General features: G+C 32.7%; 13 protein-coding genes. 5 read left to right on the top strand and 8 right to left on the bottom strand.

Annotation, left to right across the window (positions count from 1 at the left end; translation table 11 throughout):
• Nucleotides 1-5 precede the first annotated feature (5 nt).
• From ASC44_RS15435 to ASC44_RS15410, 6 genes are all read right to left on the bottom strand, one after another.
• Nucleotides 6-1,640 (bottom strand): type I restriction-modification system subunit M, encoded by a 1,635-nt coding sequence (locus tag ASC44_RS15435; protein WP_055448525.1) that lies wholly within the window; start codon nucleotides 1,638-1,640, stop codon nucleotides 6-8.
• A 172-nt stretch (nucleotides 1,641-1,812) separates the two neighbouring features.
• On the bottom strand, nucleotides 1,813-2,172 hold the full coding sequence (locus ASC44_RS15430) for a hypothetical protein (protein ID WP_055448524.1): 360 nt from the start codon (nucleotides 2,170-2,172) through the stop codon (nucleotides 1,813-1,815).
• Nucleotides 2,173-2,294: 122 nt separating this feature from the next.
• Nucleotides 2,295-3,017, bottom strand: a complete 723-nt coding sequence (locus ASC44_RS15425) for a hypothetical protein (protein WP_055448523.1) — start codon at nucleotides 3,015-3,017, stop codon at nucleotides 2,295-2,297.
• 128 nt (nucleotides 3,018-3,145) lie between these two features.
• The gene (locus ASC44_RS15420) at nucleotides 3,146-3,508 is read right to left on the bottom strand and encodes a DUF6567 family protein (RefSeq protein WP_055448522.1); all 363 of its coding nucleotides are present in this window, start codon (nucleotides 3,506-3,508) and stop codon (nucleotides 3,146-3,148) included.
• Between the two features lie 180 nt (nucleotides 3,509-3,688).
• On the bottom strand, nucleotides 3,689-4,354 hold the full coding sequence (locus ASC44_RS15415; protein ID WP_055448521.1) for a response regulator transcription factor: 666 nt from the start codon (nucleotides 4,352-4,354) through the stop codon (nucleotides 3,689-3,691).
• A 2-nt stretch (nucleotides 4,355-4,356) separates the two neighbouring features.
• The gene (locus tag ASC44_RS15410) at nucleotides 4,357-5,988 is read right to left on the bottom strand and encodes a tetratricopeptide repeat-containing sensor histidine kinase (protein ID WP_055448520.1); all 1,632 of its coding nucleotides are present in this window, start codon (nucleotides 5,986-5,988) and stop codon (nucleotides 4,357-4,359) included.
• Nucleotides 5,989-6,550: 562 nt separating this feature from the next.
• On the opposite strand from ASC44_RS15410, the gene ASC44_RS15400 reads away from it, so the two are divergent.
• The 5 genes from ASC44_RS15400 to ASC44_RS15380 all read left to right on the top strand — a co-directional run bounded on the left by ASC44_RS15400 (nucleotide 6,551) and on the right by ASC44_RS15380 (nucleotide 18,060).
• Entirely contained in the window at nucleotides 6,551-7,234 is a 684-nt protein-coding gene (locus ASC44_RS15400) for a hypothetical protein (RefSeq protein WP_055448518.1), read from the top strand.
• 344 nt (nucleotides 7,235-7,578) lie between these two features.
• A complete protein-coding gene (locus ASC44_RS15395; RefSeq protein ID WP_055448517.1) occupies nucleotides 7,579-11,031 on the top strand; it encodes a M14 family zinc carboxypeptidase in 3,453 nt (1,150 codons plus the stop codon).
• Between the two features lie 187 nt (nucleotides 11,032-11,218).
• A complete protein-coding gene (locus tag ASC44_RS15390; RefSeq protein ID WP_055448516.1) occupies nucleotides 11,219-15,850 on the top strand; it encodes a DUF8202 domain-containing protein in 4,632 nt (1,543 codons plus the stop codon).
• A 279-nt stretch (nucleotides 15,851-16,129) separates the two neighbouring features.
• Entirely contained in the window at nucleotides 16,130-16,903 is a 774-nt protein-coding gene (locus ASC44_RS15385) for a T9SS type A sorting domain-containing protein (protein WP_055448515.1), read from the top strand.
• 305 nt (nucleotides 16,904-17,208) lie between these two features.
• Nucleotides 17,209-18,060, top strand: a complete 852-nt coding sequence (locus tag ASC44_RS15380) for a T9SS type A sorting domain-containing protein (protein WP_055448514.1) — start codon at nucleotides 17,209-17,211, stop codon at nucleotides 18,058-18,060.
• Between the two features lie 69 nt (nucleotides 18,061-18,129).
• Here the strand turns inward: ASC44_RS15380 and hisS are convergent, their stop codons facing one another.
• Together hisS and ASC44_RS15370 are read right to left on the bottom strand one after the other, a co-directional pair.
• Nucleotides 18,130-19,512: a histidine--tRNA ligase gene (gene hisS, locus ASC44_RS15375; RefSeq protein WP_055448513.1), complete on the bottom strand. Its 1,383-nt coding sequence runs from the start codon at nucleotides 19,510-19,512 to the stop codon at nucleotides 18,130-18,132.
• Between the two features lie 279 nt (nucleotides 19,513-19,791).
• On the bottom strand, nucleotides 19,792-20,262 hold the full coding sequence (locus tag ASC44_RS15370; RefSeq protein ID WP_055448512.1) for a DUF6495 family protein: 471 nt from the start codon (nucleotides 20,260-20,262) through the stop codon (nucleotides 19,792-19,794).
• Nucleotides 20,263-20,359: the final 97 nt, after the last annotated feature.

The following is a 20,359-nucleotide window of genomic DNA, read 5'->3' as shown; positions in this document are numbered from 1 at the left end:
GACGATTAGAACGGTGTTTCTATGTTTAACTGTTTGCAAAAGTCGGCAATGGTAGCATCAGTCTTTGCTATGTCTGTTTCTAAGGTTTTTAGGTCTTTGGCTACGGTTGTTAAATCTATAGGTTCTTCTTCTTCAAAGGTATCTACATAACGTGGTATGTTTAGGTTGTAGTCGTTGTCGCGTACCTGAGCTATTGTGGCTACGTAGCTGTATTTGTCTTTGGTTGCGTTTTGTCTGCGCTCAGTGTGACAATAGTCTCGGTAGGTTTCTATTATAGTGTCTAGATGTTGGTCTAGCAATACGTTTTGGGTTTTAACTTTCTCGAAATGTTGGCTGGCGTCTATAAATAGGATAGTTTCGTTACGTTTTGGTAGCACTTCGACTGCGCTCAGTGTGACATCTGTTGAGCGATTTTTTTTAAGCACTAAAATACAAGTTGGTATGCTGGTGCCATAAAATATGTTTGCTGGTAGGCCTATTACGGCGTCTAGGTAGTTTTTATCTTCTATTAGGAACTTGCGTATGTGTCCTTCGGCTGCACCACGAAACAATACACCGTGTGGTAGTACGCATGCCATGGTACCATTATGGTCTAGTTGATGCACCATGTGTTGCACGAAGGCAAAATCGGCTTTAGATTTTGGTGCTAGTTTACCGTATGCCGAAAATCGATCGTCACTCATAAACAATGGGCTTGCGCTCCAGTTTGCCGAGAATGGTGGGTTTGCTACTATGGCCTCAAACCGTTTATCGATGTGGTTTGGGCTTGGGTTTACTAGGGTGTCTTCGTTATAAATATCAAACTGTTTGTAGTGTACGTTGTGCATGATCATGTTCATGCGACACAGGTTATAGGTGGTTGGGTTGCTTTCTTGCCCAAAAAATTCGCCTACATCTTCTACTTCTTTTGATACGCGTAATAGTAAGGAACCAGATCCACAAGTTGGATCGTAAACCGATTTTAGTTTGGTTTTATTGGTGGTTACTAGTTTGGCTAGTATTTTTGAGACTTGTTGTGGTGTGTAAAATTCGCCTGCTTTTTTTCCTGCGCCTGAGGCGAATTGCCCAATTAGATACTCGTAAGCGTCACCTAGGATGTCGCTTTCGGTGTTTTCTACATCGAAGTCTATGGTTTCTAGGTGTGTTAGTACTTTTACTATGAGTTCGTTTTTGGCGTCTTCGGTTTTACCTAGTTTACTGCTTGTTAGGTCTAAGTCTTCGAACAGGTTACCAAAGTCGTCTTCGCTTTCGCTTCCCATAGTGCTTTGCTCTATACTGGTTAACACGTTTGCTAAATCGCCTAGTATAAAGTTATTTTTGTTGCCCGAATTACCTCGTTTTGCAAGCTCGCTGAATAGTTCGCTTGGTTTTAAAAAGTAGCCTAGTTTGTCTAAGGCTTCAAAACGGATGGCTTCTAATAGTGCTTCTGCTTCTTCATGACTTTCTACGGTGTCGTAACTTAAACCGTCTGGTTTTAGGATAACGTTGGCGTAGTTTTTCATTTTACGACTTAAATATTTGTAAAATATAAAGCCTAGTATATAATCTCTAAAATCGTCTGCGTCCATATTACCGCGTAGGTCGTTGGCGATGTTCCAGAGTGTTTGTTTTAGTTGTTGTTGTTTTTGTTCTTCGGACATTTAAAAAGGCTTATTTTTAGTACTTTTTATACTGCTTACTAGACTAGTAAGTGTTAGTATTTGGTATTGGTTATTTGTTAAAAAGCGTGAGAGATAAATATAAGACCTTTGTTATAAATATAGCTTGATTTTATTGGAAAAAAAATGAAGTCTTTGGCTTTTTTATACTGTGCTAATTTGGCGCACATTCTAAAGTCTCGTTGTATGGTTTTATATATTTCCAATAGGCTTTGCCTGCACTGTCTAAATAATTTAACGAGTAGTTGAGTTTTGTGGTTGAAGCGACTTGATAAATGTACTCTGTGCACGAATATGAATATTCTTGTTTAAAGCAAACTATTGCAAAATAGTAACTTTGGTAGTCTATTTGCTTAGTGTAAAAGGTGACTTTTGAGATGGCTGTACTTGTGTAACTGTTATAGGTGGTTCCGTAATTGTCTAGTTTTACAAAATCCATCATCTCTTGGCAGGATTGTGCGCTAATTGTAGATAGACTGAAAATAAGTAGTGTGGTTAGTATTAGGTTTTTCATTGGTTTTGTTTTTTTAAAGTTACTATTGTAAACTTATACTGTATAAGAAACACTTGCTATTAAAATAACAAGTGCTGGATTACAAACGTTGCAATAACCGTTTGTTTGTATTTATGTTTTCTCTAATCTTGATTAAAAAAGAAATCGTGAATTTTAATAATGTCTCCTCTGCCTATTTGCACAAGGTCTTTTGTTTCTTTTAAAAATATACCAAGAGAGCGCTCGTTATACAATAGTTTCATGTCTTGAGAGTAATCTGTAACCACATACATATCGCCTTCTAATTTAAAAAACGGAATGACTAATTTACTTTTGACTCTTACTCCTTTATTTACTACTTTACCTGCTTTTAGGCTTGTTATAATGTTTTCTTTATTGGTTTCACCAGAGGCAACTTTTACATAGGCAACCATCATACTGGTCCACTCTGCCTCGTCTATTAAATGCCATTTTACTTTTTCGAAATCTATACCATATTCGCTAATCCAACCACGACTTGTGAACCCGAAAAGCACTTGTTTTCTACCGTTTAAGTCAGGTTTATTTCCTGCTACAAATTCTTGTAATTTAAATGAAATAACCGAAGTTGAAGACATATCTTTTACTTTTTTACCATCGAAATCTAAGGTTTTTAAAGAGAAGCTTGTTAGCTCTGGCTGGTTTGTTAACACCCATTGTGTTGCGGTTAGTTCTGCTTGTTCTTTCATTTGGCTTACAGCCGAAATTCCTGCTCCAATAGCTAATAAACCACCAACTCCTGCTGCTATAGCGCCTTCATTTTGAGCTGATGCCTGTTTTGGTATTAGTATAACAATTAAGGTTAAGATTAGTACTGCTTTTTTCATTTTGGTTTGGGTTTATTTATTATTGATTATATGCTTACGTTATTAACTATTTTACAAAAACAAAGCCTCACTGGTTAATTATGAGGCTTTGGATTCAACTAAAAAAAAGAATTGATTACTAGCTTCTTTTACTCTGTAAATTCTACTATTTGACCAGAGACTATTACTTTATACTTATTTACAAATAAAAATCCTGAGGTTTTTACTTCTACAATTTCGTTAACTACTGTTCTTGCAGCGCCTTCCATACCTGCTGTTTCTAACATTTTAGCTTTAGCTTCTGCTACTAATCCGTTTTTAGCAAGACCTCCAATTCCAAAAATATAAGTGGCTTGTGCTTCGCCTTTTACAATTTTTATAACTTTAAAATTCTTTTTTGTTAGTACAACTTGTGTAGTGTTTTCGTTATAGTTTTTAGGTAAGCCAAAATGCGATGCGCAACTGGTTAAAAACAAAGACATGATGATGAGTAGGATAGCGGGTTTTTTCATTTTAAAAAAATTTTAGAATTATATGGGTACCTACTTCTGTTTATAGTCTGTTTTCGGTTTGTTTCGACTTAGAGACACAAACCTAATGGAAAGGAATTATTATACTTTACGGTTTCCCGTAAGGGAGTATATAAAAAACCATACACCTTTATAAATCAAGCAAATAAATATTGAATTATTTTAAATAAGACCAACATCTTTAGCTATTGAAACTAAATGAATGGCATTATTAGCACCAAATTGTATTTTGAGTTTGTTTATTCTTTTTTCTATAGAACTTAAACCGTAAGGTGAGAGATTATTGTTTTTTAGGTGATTAGAAATGCCTTCTTGAGACAAACCTAGAGACATTTGTTTTAGTAAAACGATATCGAAATCGTCTATCTCTAGATTTGTTTTTGGACTTAATGCCGCTGTAACTTGAGGTGATAAATAAATTTTATTATTATAAACAGTATTTATGGCTGTGTTTAACTCTATTAAACCTCTTCTACCCTTACACACATAGGCATTAGCGTTATGCTCGTTAATAAGTGTTCGTACTTTTTGCAAGCGATCTTCTACAGAATATACAATAATTTTAAGCTGAGGATATTCTTTTTTTAAAGTAGCCACTAAAGCTTCTCCCGAGGTTAGTTTTTGGTTTCGATGGTCTTTTATATACGATAAATCTGTAATAAGTAATTCTATAGGTTGGCCATCTAAAGCTGCTTTTTTTATTTTTAGGTAAGCATCGTCACAATACTGGACGTCTTGCACTGCCTCAACACCAAGTGTGTTTAAAACGGTTAAAACTCCTTTATTAATACTCAACAAATCGTCTGCAACAAGAACTTTTTTAAACATATCTACACTTTTATTATCGTTTTAAAACCATTATTAACTTCGGTTTCAAAAGTAATCGTTCCTTTTATTGCTGCAATACGGTTTTCCACATTCTGAAGTCCGTTTGCTATATTTAGTGTTGTACCGATGCCATTATCTTTATAGGTAATCACCAGTCTATCATTGGGTTTACTAAAGCTTACAACTACAAAAGAGGCCTGACTATGTTTTTTCATATTCACCATTAATTCTTGTAAAACTCTGTAAATAGTTATTTTTTTTAATTCTGAAAAAGAGTGCCAACTAATTGTAGATAGATTTCTCGTTATTACATTTGTAGTTTCACTTTTATAATTTAGTAATAAATCGGTAAGTAATTCGTCGAAATTCTCGGCCACCATAACAGCATTATTTTCTCTAGAGATATCTCTGGTTTTGGTGTAAATAGATTCTAGATCGTCCAATAGCGTCTCGTTAATTGTAGTTTCACTTTGTAGCTTAGTCATAATATGATAGACATCGTTAGCGACTTCATCGTGAACCTTTTTAGAAATACGCGCTTCGGTTTTAAAGACTTGCTGTAGGTTTTCTTTTTTATGCCTAGCTTTCAAAATAAATATTAAAAAGCCACCAGAAATAAATATAAGTACTGCTATAAACTTGTATAATTGACTTTTACTTCTTTCTTCTTGAGATTTAGTTTCACTCTCGGCTAAATCATACTTTAATAATGCAAATTTATTTTGAGTTTGCTTTTTTGCATTCTGTAAACTATCGTTTAAACTTAAATACTCCTTAGCTACAGCATAATCTCCTATATCCATTCTTAATCTTGAAGCATCTAATTTATAAGACAAGCTGTTTACTAAACCCGCTACTTTGTAGGCTTTTAAAGCATATAATTTTGCTTTTACAGAATCGGCATTACTAACATAGTATTCTGATAGGTTTCTGTAACTGGAATACAAGTCTGAACTGTTTTGAGACTGTTTTCTTAGTTCTAACGCTTTATTTAAATACGGTAAAGCACTTTCTTTATGTAGTTTAAAATTTATGTATCCTAAATTATCGATTACTCTAGCAATTTCTAGAGTATCCTTTACTCTTGGAAACAAATTTGAGGCCTCAAGCAATAGTGCTTCTGCTTCTTTAAATTTGTTTTCATCTTTTAGACTATTCGATATATTATTGTAAACAATTAAACTGTCTTTAGCCTTTTTAGTTAGTACTAAAACTTGGTTATACTTTTTAATAGCTTCAGAATATATTTGTTTCTCTCTATAAACTTTTCCTAAATGATTAAATAAACTTATTCTTAGAGACGTATTATAATCGTTAACTTCAAGCTTATCTAAAAAAGATAATGCCTTAACTGCAAGAGCTTCACTTTCATCATAAAAACCAATTATAAAGTCGATTTTAGAAAGAAAATACAAGTTGTAAATTTGGGAGCCCTTCCTACCCTTTTTCTCATTCAAGAGTAAGTCTTTTTTTAGAAACTTATAAGCGTTAGAAAGGTTACTTTCCGACTGTGCTAAATTAATATTGTTAATATGGTAACCTAAGCTATCTACAGGTTTTTGAGTATATCCTACTTTAAAACATAATAAAGCAAAGACCCATAAAAAAAAGAGGAATGAATTTTTAAATTTCATTCCTCAAAAATAGAAACTAATTTTTAGTTACTTATCACCTTTAGCTTTTTTATCTCCTGTTGGAGGTGGCGGCGGCGGTGGCGGATCTATATCTCCATCATCGCCACAACATCCTGTTCCTTGCGTTTGCATTTGGTCGCTTATATTTTCTGGCGTACAAGAAAAAAAGAGGCCATTGAGGAAAACCGTAAAGATTATTACATATATTTTTTTCATTTTGTAAAAATTTAAAATTGGACATAAGTGTTGCTATCCGATAGTAAAATCAGACACATAATTTAATATGGCAACACACTAAATTTTGAAACGTTACCGCTTCCATTATTTTGGAAAGTGTGGTGTTTATTAATGAAGAAGAATTGTTACTTTCCAAATCGCAATTCTAGCTTATAATAAAGCACCACTTTAGAATTAGAATAATCTCGTAAGCCTTATTACAAGAAGGCATTATTTAATTCTGAAGCAAATAAAAGAGGATTGATAAAAAGAGTATGGAAAGGCTTTGGAAACTTTATGGAAAAGAATTTCCGAAACAAAAAACACTTAAAATAAAGACAATTAAATGCATAGAAAATTACTGCTAGAGGCTTTTAAAAAAGTAGAAAACGATGAAGGATTAACTAAGAAAACACATGTTACTGTTTTTCTTTCTGATTATATTTTAGAAGATTCTGGAGAGCCTTATGGCGAAAAAATATTACGAATTCATTATAATAATGCAATAAGTAATACAAATGAAAAGGTAGAACTAAAAAGCTTTGCTGCTAACAGTTTATCTCGTTATTTAGGCTATTCCTCCTTTAGTACTTATAATAAAAAAGCACCAAAAAATATTAGTAAAGGAGATGCTAATTTTTTTTTAAAACATAAAATAAAAATAACAGCAATTTTAGCTATAGTTGTGGGCTTCCTTTTAGTCACCTTTTTTAGTATAGAAAATCAAAAATGGATGGTTTGGGAAAAGGATCATTATAAGAAAGTTCTTTTTGATGTCGAAAAATACAATATGCGTGAATTGAAAATTTATAATGAAAATAGAATTGTAAACTTTAAGAAAATTATTCCAGATTGTAACACTGTCTATTTTAATAATAATGGTAATGAGAATATATGGTATGGTAAAAATAATGATAAGAAACTAGAGTTTTTTACCTCATTAGGCCTACATCCAGAAACTAGCAAAACATTAAAACCAATTACGCCTTATATGATAGTAAACCACATTTGCGAATCTTATAAGAAATAACTGAAAATCAAAATCTTAAAGTTTCCTATTTATAATAAAAATATGTAATACTATTAAATGCTAACGATTTGGTATTATTAAATGCTACTTTAGTGTTATAAACATGAATCTAATATCCCTTTCTTCTAAATACTATTAATTATTATTAACTCGCTTTTTAATCCATTAACGGTAGACTAAACCACACTTAATCGATTAAATATGCATTTCATAATTATCTAAAAATCAACATATAAGGCTTTTTAATTGCTTTTTATCGGATAATTACGCATTTAAAAGATGGTAATTCTAATATTTTTCATAATTTAGCACCTGTTAAAATTATAGACCCAAAATCTAAACCTATGAAAAGAATTACTCTTATAATTACGCTTGTTTTAGCATGCACTTTTTCCTACGCTCAAGAAAAGCACTCAAGAATTAAAATTAATAATCCTACTGAACGTGTAATAAATACAATAGCGACTCAAGGTATTGATTTAAAATGCGGAGCAAAACATGAAGGTGAAGACTTAATTATTGATATCTCTGAAACAGAAATCAATAGTTTAAAAGCTAATAACGTTTCTTATAGAATTGTAATTGATGATATTGCAAAATTCTATTCAGACAAAGCTAGAATAGATCTTCCTAATGCTAAAGCAGAGCTTAAGGCTACACAAGCATTAGCAAAAACTTCTACTAATCAAAAATCCTCTGTTTCTAGTACTATCATGGATAATATTATTCAATACACTGGATGTGATGAAATTGATTTTGTAGAACCACAAAATTTTAAGTTAGGAGATTGGGCCGGCTGTTTAACCTTCAGAGAAATGAAAGATGAACTAGATGACATGTATACTTACTCTCAAGCAAATGGTTTAAATATTGTCTCTCAAAAAGCAAACGCATCTTCTATAGGTCAAAAAACTTGGGGAAATCCTTCGACTACTATTGTAAACCCTCAAAACAATGGACCATCAACTTATTCTGGTCAAGGTAACGCTAGTTCTTTTGAAAATCAACCAGATAGGGATGGAAAAACATTTTGGGATCCAGAAACTATATACTACGTAAGAATAACAGGTAACCAAAGTGGCACTCCTGAAAACACTAAACCACAAATGCTTTTTACTTCTATGATTCATTCTAGAGAAGTAAGCGCCTTAATGAACAACATGTACTTTATGTGGTATCTAATTGAAAACTACAATACAGATCTTGCTGTTAAAGAATTAGTTGATAATAACGAATTATATTTTATTCCTGTAGTTAATCCTGATGGCTTAAAATGGAATGAACATTTAGATGCAAGAGCAGATGGTTTGGTAGATGATGGAAGTCAATTTCAGCGTAAAAATTTAAGACCAAATACAGGTGGTACTGCAAACACTTCTTCCAACAGAGGTGTCGATTTAAATAGAAACTTTGATTATTATTGGGGTTATAACAATGTTGGATCTTCTGGAACTGGAGCTGATGGAACGTACAGAGGACCATCGGCTGAATCTGAACCTGAGACTCAAATTATGGTAGACTTTATTAATAATAGAAATATAAAGTCTTCTGTTTGGAATCATTCTTTTGCTAATTCTGTACCACATCCTTATGGAGGAGAACCTACTGATAGTTCTGGTAGAGAAGATGAATACTACAGATGGCACGAAGAAATGACCAGGTATAATAGATATTTATACGGAGCTACAATATTCTACGAATCTAATGGATTACCTGACGATTGGATGATGGGAGGTGTTGCAGATAACAATAACTCAACAGGATCTGGTCAAGCCATTATTGCAACCACTCCAGAGCATGGAGGCGAAGGGTTTTGGCCTACAGTATCTACTATTGTACCAATAGCTAAAAGGTCTATGCGTATTTCTCTAGCTACAGCTTATTATGGTGGTAAATATGCAAAACTTCACGACTTAACACAAAGTGACCTAAACGGTACGACTGCAAATTTAGATTTTGGTATTGAACGTATAGGACAAACAGGAAGCGACTTCACTGTGACCGTTACTCCTATTTCAAGTAATATTACTGGTGTTACACAAGCTGGAACAGAAACAGGAATGCCTGTTTTACAACAAAGAACTGTAACTGCACAATTACAATTAGCATCTGGAATCCCTGCTAATTCAAAGATTGAATATAATGTTAAACTATCGAATGATAATGGAATAATTTACGAAGTAAATTATGAAAAATATTACAACCCTACTCTATTACTAAACCATGAACCAGATGCTAATGCTTTAACAGATAACTGGACACAAACAGGTGGCTGGATTAACACTTCTGCAGATGCTTATTCAGGAAATAATGCTTTAAGAACAGGTAATTCTGTACCATATGCTAGTAGTAACACTAAAAGATTAACAACAACTAATGGTTACGACTTTACAACTTCAGACGAAATAATTATTCAATTTTATGCAAAATGGGATTTAGAAAGAAATTATGATTATGTAGAAGTCTTAGCTTCAAAAAACGGAAGCACATGGATACCGCTTTGTGGAAAATACACAAAACCAGAAGCTACTAGCAGCACCACTAGTCATGATAACAAAAGTACTGGAGCGACTTTTCAATCTGGTAGTTCTGGACAAGTATATGATGGTGACAGAATGGATAATTGGGTAATGGAAGAATTTTCTATAAATCCTACTGATAACGCTACTCTTTTACAATCTGACGCTACAAATGTTCAAATTAGATTTAATTTTAGAACTGATGACAGTGATGTTTCGGAAAACTACTCTACTACATCTGATGGCTATTTTATAGACGATTTTAAAATTATTAGCATACAAGTACCTTGTGTAACTTCTGTACCAACAAATATTTCTTCTAGTCCCGTAAGTGATACAGAAGCAACAATAAATTGGGATGCAGCAACATCTGCAACTTACGATTTAAGATACAGAGTTAGTGGTACTACAACATGGACTAACGTTTTAGACATTACAAGCCCGAGTTATACCATTACTGGCTTAACAGCAGAAACGCAGTACGATGTTCGTATTAGATCTAAGTGTGATAGCACAACATCTAATTACAGTCCTATTTATAATTTCACAACCAATGAAGTTTCATACTGTGCCTCGCAAGGAAATAGTGTAGCAGAGGAATTTATTGGTCGTGTACAACTAAATGATCTCGATAATAATACAAGTGCCACTACAACTTCTGGATATTCAGATTTTACATCAATGATTGTAGATATAACAAAGAACACAACACCAACTATAACAATTACTAAAATATGGCCTGGTACTAGCCAATTCAATGAGGCAGTCGTAGTTTGGATAGATTTTAATAAAGATGGTGATTTTGATGATGCTGGAGAAGAAGTTATATCAAGTGCCCCAACACAAAACATTGTTACTGGAAACATAACAATACCAGCCGCTGCAATAGTAGGAAACACTACAATGAGGGTTTCTATGAAATATAATGCATTACCTACTAGTTGTGAAAGCTTTTCTTTTGGAGAAGTGGAAGACTATACTGTTAATATAAAAGAACAAACACTAAGTGTTGTTGAAGAAAATACGCTAGAGAACATAAGTATTTACCCAAACCCATTTAATGATAATCTTAGCATTAAAATACCATACAACCTTACAAGTTATACTGTTGAATTATATGACATTAGAGGTCGACTAATTTACAATACAAAAAAAGTAAATTCACCTACGCGCTCTATTAACATTGGAAATTTAGAAACATTATCTCAAGGCGCATATTTACTAAAAATCACAGACCTAAATAGTAATAAATCAACTACAAAAAAATTATTAAAATAACACAATACTCGATTAAAAGCATATTTACAAGCCATAACACATTCGTTATGGCTTTTTTAATTACCTGAAAATCAAATATATAGAAAATCAAAGTGTAGTTCATCGATTATATTTGCATTTAAAAGGGTTTTAACGTAGTTTTACAACCTGATACTAAATAGATTTCCCCAAATCGACCTAATCGCTTATGAAAAATTATACCCTCAAAACAAGTCTACTTTTAATCATTGCTTTTTATAGCTTAATTAATAGTCAAACCATAAACGCGCAAGTTGTAAATACTCTTGGATTTTACGATTTTGAATCTGGAACACAAGGTTGGACTGAAGCTCCACAAGCTACACGTAGTACTAATGCTACTTTTGCCTATGGCGGTAGCAATAGTTTTTGGTTAAAAGATAACCTTGGCAACAACTCTTCAATGGTTTCTCCTGGGTATAGCTTATTCCTATACGACAAGGTTGATGTCAAATTTTTCTTCACAACATATAGTATGGAAACTGGTGAAGACTTTTTTGTGGAATACAATAGTGGTGGCCTTTTCTCTAGTTGGCAAACGGTAGCCCGTTTTGTAAGCGGAAGCGTTGCTGATAAGAATGCAGATTTTCAATCAACAAATACAACAATATTTTACAGTAAAACGGTTACCTTAATGGCAACAGATTACACATTTCCAATATTAGCGACTGGAAGATTTAGAATTCGCTGCGATGCAAGTAACACAGGTGATTATGTTATGATCGATAACGTAACCATCTCTAGTACAATATTTAACACACCACTTACCGGACCAGGAGGTGTAACCAATAATTTAGATTTATGGCTAAAGGCCGATCAATTAAATGGAACTGATTACGGAGCAGATGGCGCTAATGTCTCTCAATGGGTGGATAATGGTAAAGGAAACCACGCTGAAGTTGTAGTCGCTGGACAAGAACCAGTTTACAGAAATAACCTTGCAAAAAACATGAATTTCAATCCGGTTATTGAGTTCGAAAACGATAACAATACAGCTTTTAGTGACATGACTTATCTTACTAGTAGAGATGAATTAAAAGGTACTGGAGGTTTTAATACAAACGATATGTTTGTTGTCTTAATGCCAGATCCAGAAATTACAAGTTCAATGACTCCTTTAGACACCTTTACAGGTTCAGATCCTTTAGCTGAAAGCTTTACAGAAGATGTAACTGGTTTTGGTTATGGCTCGTATACAGCAAGAGTAACAAACGAAAGATTAAGCTATTGTGTAGGTACAACAAGTGAAACACCTATGAATCCAGCAGAAAATGGATATGGAAGAGCAGACACTAGCTCATCTACAGATTATAATCAAATTCAAATTCTAAATATTAGACAAAACGCGTCTGATACCGATATGGAAATCTATTTTAATGCTAACCAAGTTGGTAATGAAACTAATGATATTTCTAGATACGCTACTATAAATAATGGAAGGTATTGGTTAGGAAGAAGTCAATATTGGAACGGAAGTTTCAATGGTCGTATTGCAGAAGTAATTACATACAACTCTAGAAAATCTGATAATAACCTTACTCAAGAACGTAATAGAATTCAATCCTACCTAGCTATTAAGTATGGTATTACTTTAGGAGTTAATGGTACGACACAGGATTATGTTGATAGTCAAGGAAATGTAATTTGGGATCAATCTGCAAATACAGGTTTTAATTATGATATTGCAGGTATTGGTCGTGATGATAATGGAGAACTTGATCAAAGACAATCTAAAAGTATTAATAGCGAACTTGATGGTACAGGAGAAACAAGAGGCTTAATTACAGTAGGTCTTACCGATATTTACGATACAAATAGCATAAACAAAGCCTCTAACCCGGTTTCATTTAATAATCGAGAATATTTAACTTGGGGAAACAACAATGCTAGCTTAGACGGAACACCGGTAACTGTAGCTGTAGACATGAGTAGTGGCATCCCAGGATTATCTACTCCTGTTAGTTTTTTAGGTATGCAACGTATCTGGAAGTTTGAAGAAAATGGTGGTGATGTAGAAGAAGTAAAAGTGTCTATTCCTCAAAACGCGATTAGAAACATCAATCCTCCAGGAAGTTATTACATGTTTATTTCAGATACACCGGTATTCGATCCTACTGCAGATTATAGATTAATGACTGCCAACGGACCTAATCTTGAAGCTACATACGATTTTGATGGTACAAAGTATGTAACCTTTGGTTATGCGCCACAAACTATAGTAGAACGTTCAATCTATTTTGATGGTAATGTAGATTATATTGATATGGAAGATGTTTTAGATTTAAATCCATCTGGGTTTACAATCTCATCTTGGATAAAGCGAGATGCAGCAGATTCTGGAACCGTTTCTATACTATCTAAATGTAACGAAGCACTTACTGAAGGTTATGATTTTAGAATAAGAAATAATAATAGCATTCAATTACGCTGGATTAACAGCAGTGGCATACAACAATTAGCATCTACAACGTCTATTCCTGATGACGAGTGGCATCATGTTGCGGCTATCTATAATGGTACCACGCTTTATTTATATATTGATGGTGTTTTAGATCGATCAGCAAATAGAACAGCGCCAGTAGATACAGATCAATCGTTTCATATAGCAGCAGCTGGAAAAACGACACCTACAAGACATTTTAGAGGAAATATTGATGAAGTAAGAGTTTGGGATACTGAGTTGACTGATGCACAACTACAGTTCATCATGAACCAAGAAATTGAAAACAATGCGAATTTTGTAAGTGGTAAAGTTATACCTACCACTATTACAAAAAATGATATTGCACCAATACCATGGGCAGATTTAGCAGGATACTATCCTATGTCAATATACACCTATACAAATACAAACGATGAATCTGGTAACAACAATCAAGGTGCATTAAGAAACTTGAATACTGTCGATTACCAAACTGCTCCATTACCTTACAAGAGTGCTGCAAATACAAATTGGGATTTAAACTCAACTTGGACTAATGGAAATGTACAAACAATTCCTGGAGTTGCCTCAATAGTAGATAATACCATAACAGTAGATTGGAACATTGTAGAGACTAGCCATAACATCTCTTTAGAAAATACTTCATTACCTGCTGGAACTGGTAATAATAGAACGTTATTATCTCTTAATGTCATTGCAAATAAATTAACTGTAACTGGAGATACAAGTGCAAACTCAGGTAATGGCTTAACAGTAACTCATTATTTAAAGTTAGATGGAAAGATTGACTTAAATGGAGAATCTCAATTAATACAAACATTAGATTCAGATTTAGATGCTACAAGTTCTGGAACTTTAGAGCGCGACCAACAAGGTACTTTAGATTTATACACCTATAATTATTGGTCTTCTCCTGTTGGAGCTACTAATAATACAACAAACAATAATAGTTACACATTGCCTCAAGTTTATAGAGATGGATCCGATGCAAACGCACCATTAAACATAAACTATATAACCAATGGTTATAATGGTACACCATCTTCTCCAGGAACACCAATTGGTATTGCAGACTTCTGGATTTGGAAATATGCAAATTTATCTGCAAACTATTACAACTGGCAACATATTAGAAGTACTGGCTCTATGCTTACAGGTGAAGGCTTTACAATGAAAGGTGTTGAAAACACCGGCAACAATATGTCATTAGAGCAGAATTACACTTTAGAAGGAAAGCCAAACAATGGAGCAATTACTCTTAATATAGACAACGAAAGCGAGTATTTAGTTGGTAACCCTTATGCATCAGCTATGGATGCTAATAGATTCATTTTAGATAACACAAATACTACAGGAGCAATTTATTATTGGGAACATTTTGGAGGTGGTACACACAACACTTCTGGTTACCAAGGTGGTTATGCTATTTACAATCTTTCTGGTGGAATTCCAGCTGTAAAATACGACTACGATACTGGCTCACCAGATCCAACTGGAGGTAATGGAACTAAAACTCCAGGACGATACATTCCTGTAGCACAAGGATTCTTTATTACTGGAGCAACAGATGGTAGCACTATTAATTTTAATAACAATCAACGTGTCTTTCAAAAAGAAAATACGACCTCTGTATTTTTAAGAAGTAGTAATAATCAAAATCAACAAGATGATGATAGATTAAAAATAAGATTAGGTTTTTCTACTGCCGACTTATTTAACAGGCAATTATTAGTGACTAGAGATGCTAATGCAACAGATTTAATAGACTTTGGTTATGATGCCGAAAATACAGAAGAACTTAATACAGATATGTTCTGGATGATAGACTCTAATAAATTTAATATTCAAGGTACAAATGTAATAGAAGCATCGACTGTTCTTCCTCTTGGAATAAAAACCATAGTAAGCGGAATAAATACTTTTAAAATTGATGCATTAGAAAATGTGCCTGCAGATTTAGAAATCTATATATACGATGCTGTTACAGATTTATATCATGACATTAGAACTAATCCAAATTTTGCAATTGACTTACCGGCAGGAGAATACTTAGATAGATTCGAATTACGCTTTAGCAACAACATCTCATTAAGCACAGAAGATTTTGAAGCCGCAGAAACTGGTATTCAATTCTACTTTGCAAACAATAATGAAACTATTGTTATTAATAATCCTATGCTTAAAAACATCACTAAAGTTGAAGTTTATAATATGCTAGGGCAATCTATAATTATGTACAATGATTTTGAAAGCGAAAACTATACAAAGTTAAACACAAACAATATTAGTGTTGGTAGTTATATTTTAGAAATAAAAACAGACGAAGGTAAATTATCTAAAAAAGTTTTAATCGAATAAAACACATATCGATTTATAAAAAAAATCACAGTACAACTCTTTAAAATCCCTAATTTTTTTTAGGGATTTTTTTTATCTAAAAACACACCTTAGAACACACTATTCCTGTATTTTGAAGAAAAAAAGCACACACACATCTAATAAAAGCACATTAATTACTGTATTACAACGAATAAAAAAGGTTTTAATCGATTATTTTAGTATATTTATAAAAATTATAAAATTAATCATAATATCCAGCTGATCCCTCTTAAGTTGTTTTTTACAAAAAACCTACTTATGAAAAAATCTACTCACAAACCAGCCTTATTATTATTTTTAATAATAACTTTTTCTTCCAACGTATTCGCACAATCTTATGAAGACCAAAGACCAAAAGTTCGTTTAGGTTTTACATGCCCAGAAAACACTCACAGGCAGTTACTAGTAACTGCAGATGAAAATGCAACATCTGGAGTAGATTTTGGTTATGATGCCGTATTAAATACAGAGGAACCTAGTGATATGTATTGGATAATAGAAAATGGTAATTTTCTTATTCAAGGTATAGATAGTATCGACGAAAACACAACGCTTCCTTTAGGTCTTAATACTATAGCAAATGGAATGTGCACTATTCAAGTAGACGAGTTATCCAACATTCCAGATTCATTAGAAATAGTCCTTTTAGATAAAAATGATAATACATATCATGATATTAAAAATAATTCTGGTTATAGTTTTAATATCGGTTCTGGAACGTATTTAGATAGGTTCGAACTCCATTTTAGTGAAAACAACTCTTTAAGCACGGATACTTTTGGAACATTAGAAAAAGATATTCAATTTTATTTTGCAAACAACAGTAAAACTATAGTGATAAATAATCCTAAGCTTAAAGAAATTAATCAAGTTGAAATATTTAATATGTTAGGTCAATCTGTAAGTATTTCTAAAAATATTAAAAACCAAGACAAGATAAAACTTAACACCAATAATATAAGTGGTGGAACCTACATTATAGAAATAAAGACTAACGATGGTAAACTATCTAAAAGAGTCTTAATTAAATAAATACAAGATTTTAAAATATTTTATAAGTAAAACACTCCTATTTTATAAAGCCTTAAAGTCTTCTTTAGGGCTTTTTAAGTTTATTGAAATATAAAGTATAACGCTTGAAAATTAATATTTCACCTTTATAGTCAAGACCTTAAAACATTTAGAACTGCATTTAATCCTAAAAAAATGCAGAAATATTCCGAACATCGTTTTTCTAGGCTAATTATAGGTTTTTTTTAACAGAACTCACTTTAAGTCATATACTTGTAGTCTACATAACTTATTCGCTAATGAGTTATTTATTTAAACACCTGACTATGACTAACTTTTCTATAAAAACCGCTTTACTCGCTTTCTTATTTATTGTTCTTTGTTCTAATGTTTTCGCTCAACTTAATGAGGACGACAGAATGAAAATCCGTTTAAATTTCTCATCATCAAGTGGTATAAGTAGGCAACTATTAGTTACGGCAGATTCTAATGCAACACCAGGAATAGACTTTGGTTACGATGCTGAAAGTTTTGAAAATCATCCAGACGATATGTATTGGATAATAGATGATAGAAATTTTTTAATTCAAGGTATAGATCTAATTAATGAAAATTCAGTTTTACCTCTGGGTTTGCATACAAGTATTGATGGTATGATTACTATATTAGTAAACGAATTAATAAATATACCTGAAGCATTAGGCGTTGTTATTTTTGATAAAGAGGCAAATACTTATCATAACATTAAAGACAATTCTGGTTTTTCTATAGATTTACCTGCTGGCAGTTATCTAGATCGCTTTGAATTAAGGTTTTTGGACAACAACCAAATTCCAGACGATGGAGATGACTCTTCTGGAATAGAAATCGACATAGATATTGATACTATTGTAGATGTAGACATTGACATCGAGACAGATATCGATATTGACATCGATGCTGACATTAATCTTCAATTTTTTAATAACACAAAACAAATTGCTATTGACAACCCAGCTTCAATTCCTGTAACATCTGTAGCGCTTTACTCCTTTTCTGGACAGCTACAAGCTCAATATAATAATGTTCAAGTAGCACCAAAGACTAACATACAAACAAATAATATAAATACTGGTCAATATATTCTTGTTGTTCATACAGCTTCAGGAACGACATCAAAAAAGATATTAGTTAATTAACGATTTAATTCGAACAAAAAAAAGCCATACAATGTTATCAGGCTTTTTTTGTTTCAAAACTTATCTCTTTTACTTAACCGCAGTAATAAGCCCTTCTAAAGACACTTTAGTCTGCGCTCCAGATTTCATATCTTTTAAAGTGTAAACGGCATTATCCATCTCCTCCTCGCCTACTAGCACAACAAATGGAATCTCTCGCTTATTAGCATAGTTCATTTGCTTTTTCATATGCTTACCGTTGGTAATTTTATCTGGATACAATTCTGCATTTACTCCAGCTTCACGTAAAGCTTTAATAGCTTTTAAACTAAATAACGCTTCCTTATCACCAAAGTTAATAAACATGACCTCTGTACTTTTTGCTATAGTTTCTGGAAACAACCCTAATTCTTCAAGTACTAAGTATATACGATCTAAACCAAAACTAATACCAACACCACTTACATTTTTAAGCCCAAAAACACCAGTTAAATCGGCATATCTTCCGCCGCCACCAATAGAGCCCATTTTTACACCTTCTGGTGCAGAAACTTCAAAAATAGCTCCTGTGTAATAGTTAAGTCCACGTGCTAAAGTAACATCTAATTGTAAATTTGCTGTTTGCAAACCAAGTGCACTAATAGCATTGTTTATAAAGTCTAATTCTTCAATACCTTTTTTTCCTTCTTCGGAAGTACTAAGAATACCTTTTAAACTTTCTATTTGAGCTTCGAAATTTCCAGATAAAGAAAACAAAGGTTGTAGTTTATCAATTCCGCTTTGCGGAATACCTTTACCTAACATTTCTTCTTTTACTTTCTCCTCTCCTATTTTATCTAATTTATCTAAAGCTACAGTAAAATCGATAAGCTTATCGCTTGCTCCAATTACTTCTGCAATACCAGATAATATTTTACGGTTGTTTATTTTTATAGTTGCGCCTTTTAAACCTAACGCTGTAAACACATTATCGTACAATTGTATAAACTCTACTTCTTGCCATAAAGAATCACTACCAACAACATCTGCATCACATTGGTAAAACTCTCTAAAACGACCTTTTTGTGGTCTATCTGCTCTCCAAACCGGTTGCATTTGGTAACGCTTAAACGGAAAATCTATTTCGTTTTGGTGTTGTACAACGTATCTTGCGAAAGGTACTGTTAGATCGTAACGAAGTGCTTTTTCTGAAATTTTAGCAGTTGTTTTATTTGAATCTTTTTCAGTATATAATTCATCATTTACTTTAGATAAATAATCGCCACTATTCAAAATCTTAAAAATCAAACGATCACCTTCCTCACCATACTTTCCCATTAAAGTATCGCTATTTTCGAAGCTTGGTGTTTCTATAGGTTGAAAACCAAACGTTTGAAACTGAGTCTTTATGGTGCTAAAAATATAGTTACGTTTTGCAACTTGTTCTGGATTAAAATCTCTTGTTCCTTTTGGTATGCTTGGTTTTTGTGCCATATGTATTTCCTACTTAAGCAGGTTTTTTTTAATGATTATTTGAATTCTTAATACATTCAGATAACAAAAATAGTAGTTTAATTTTAAATTAGTGCTTCTCGATACAATTCCTCATGCTTCGGAATCACTCGAAGTGACAACGTAGCCTTGTTATTGCGAACTCTTTTATTATAAAAAAGCGTGATAATCTATTTAATTGAAGTTAGGTTTTAAAACCTTCATAAACGATAAACAGATTGCCACGTCGTTTCTCCTCGCAATGACTTTACATTTGCGTGTTTAGTTTATAAGTTTATGCATATACGTATACAACTCGCCTTTTGTAATATTTGAGCCTTGTTGAATAAGTGTAAATCTATCTAAGTTTTTATCCTCAGTATACTCTTTTTTTGCTTGTACAAATTCTACATTATCGTGCATTAAGTTTTCGCGAAGCCAAGCAAAACCTTCTGTTGTAGTTAAATCTATTTCTTCTTCTTTTACTTTAATACCAACTAAATGCATGTGGTCTTCATTTAAAGCAAACAAGTGGATGTCGTTAGGTGAAATATGTTCTAAATACTTGGCTTGGTTTAAAACACCTTCCCAAATTAAATCGCTAAAGATATCTAATTCTAATTCTGCTAATTCTGGTTTATTAGCTTTTAAGTTAGTCCACTCGTCTCCTGTTATAGATTGTGTAGCTAAAAAGTTAATAAACTCTTGTTCTAATTCTTCGAATTGTTCTTTTGTAAGTCTTGAATATTTCATCTAAAAAATATATTTTTTAGCTTCCGTAAAAACGAAAGTCTAATTATTTTTTGTTTTTATTTAAATACCTGCATGGTTTAAAAAAGCTTGCAGGATA

The sequence above is a fragment of the Lacinutrix mariniflava genome (assembly GCF_001418015.1).
Taxonomy (GTDB): Bacteria; Bacteroidota; Bacteroidia; order Flavobacteriales; family Flavobacteriaceae; genus Lacinutrix; species Lacinutrix mariniflava.
Note: the sequence above shows the minus strand (reverse complement) of the source record. Positions and strands in the feature narration are given on the sequence as shown.

Coding starts and splice junctions, on each gene's coding strand:
- ASC44_RS15420 (WP_055448522.1), bottom strand. CDS start 3,508: ATGAAAAAACCCGCTATCCTACTCATCATCATGTCTTTGTTTTTAACC.
- ASC44_RS15395 (WP_055448517.1), top strand. CDS start 7,579: ATGAAAAGAATTACTCTTATAATTACGCTTGTTTTAGCATGCACTTTT.
- ASC44_RS15370 (WP_055448512.1), bottom strand. CDS start 20,262: ATGAAATATTCAAGACTTACAAAAGAACAATTCGAAGAATTAGAACAA.
- ASC44_RS15385 (WP_055448515.1), top strand. CDS start 16,130: ATGAAAAAATCTACTCACAAACCAGCCTTATTATTATTTTTAATAATA.
- ASC44_RS15435 (WP_055448525.1), bottom strand. CDS start 1,640: ATGTCCGAAGAACAAAAACAACAACAACTAAAACAAACACTCTGGAAC.
- hisS (WP_055448513.1), bottom strand. CDS start 19,512: ATGGCACAAAAACCAAGCATACCAAAAGGAACAAGAGATTTTAATCCA.
- ASC44_RS15410 (WP_055448520.1), bottom strand. CDS start 5,988: ATGAAATTTAAAAATTCATTCCTCTTTTTTTTATGGGTCTTTGCTTTA.
- ASC44_RS15415 (WP_055448521.1), bottom strand. CDS start 4,354: ATGTTTAAAAAAGTTCTTGTTGCAGACGATTTGTTGAGTATTAATAAA.
- ASC44_RS15390 (WP_055448516.1), top strand. CDS start 11,219: ATGAAAAATTATACCCTCAAAACAAGTCTACTTTTAATCATTGCTTTT.
- ASC44_RS15430 (WP_055448524.1), bottom strand. CDS start 2,172: ATGAAAAACCTAATACTAACCACACTACTTATTTTCAGTCTATCTACA.
- ASC44_RS15400 (WP_055448518.1), top strand. CDS start 6,551: ATGCATAGAAAATTACTGCTAGAGGCTTTTAAAAAAGTAGAAAACGAT.
- ASC44_RS15425 (WP_055448523.1), bottom strand. CDS start 3,017: ATGAAAAAAGCAGTACTAATCTTAACCTTAATTGTTATACTAATACCA.
- ASC44_RS15380 (WP_055448514.1), top strand. CDS start 17,209: ATGACTAACTTTTCTATAAAAACCGCTTTACTCGCTTTCTTATTTATT.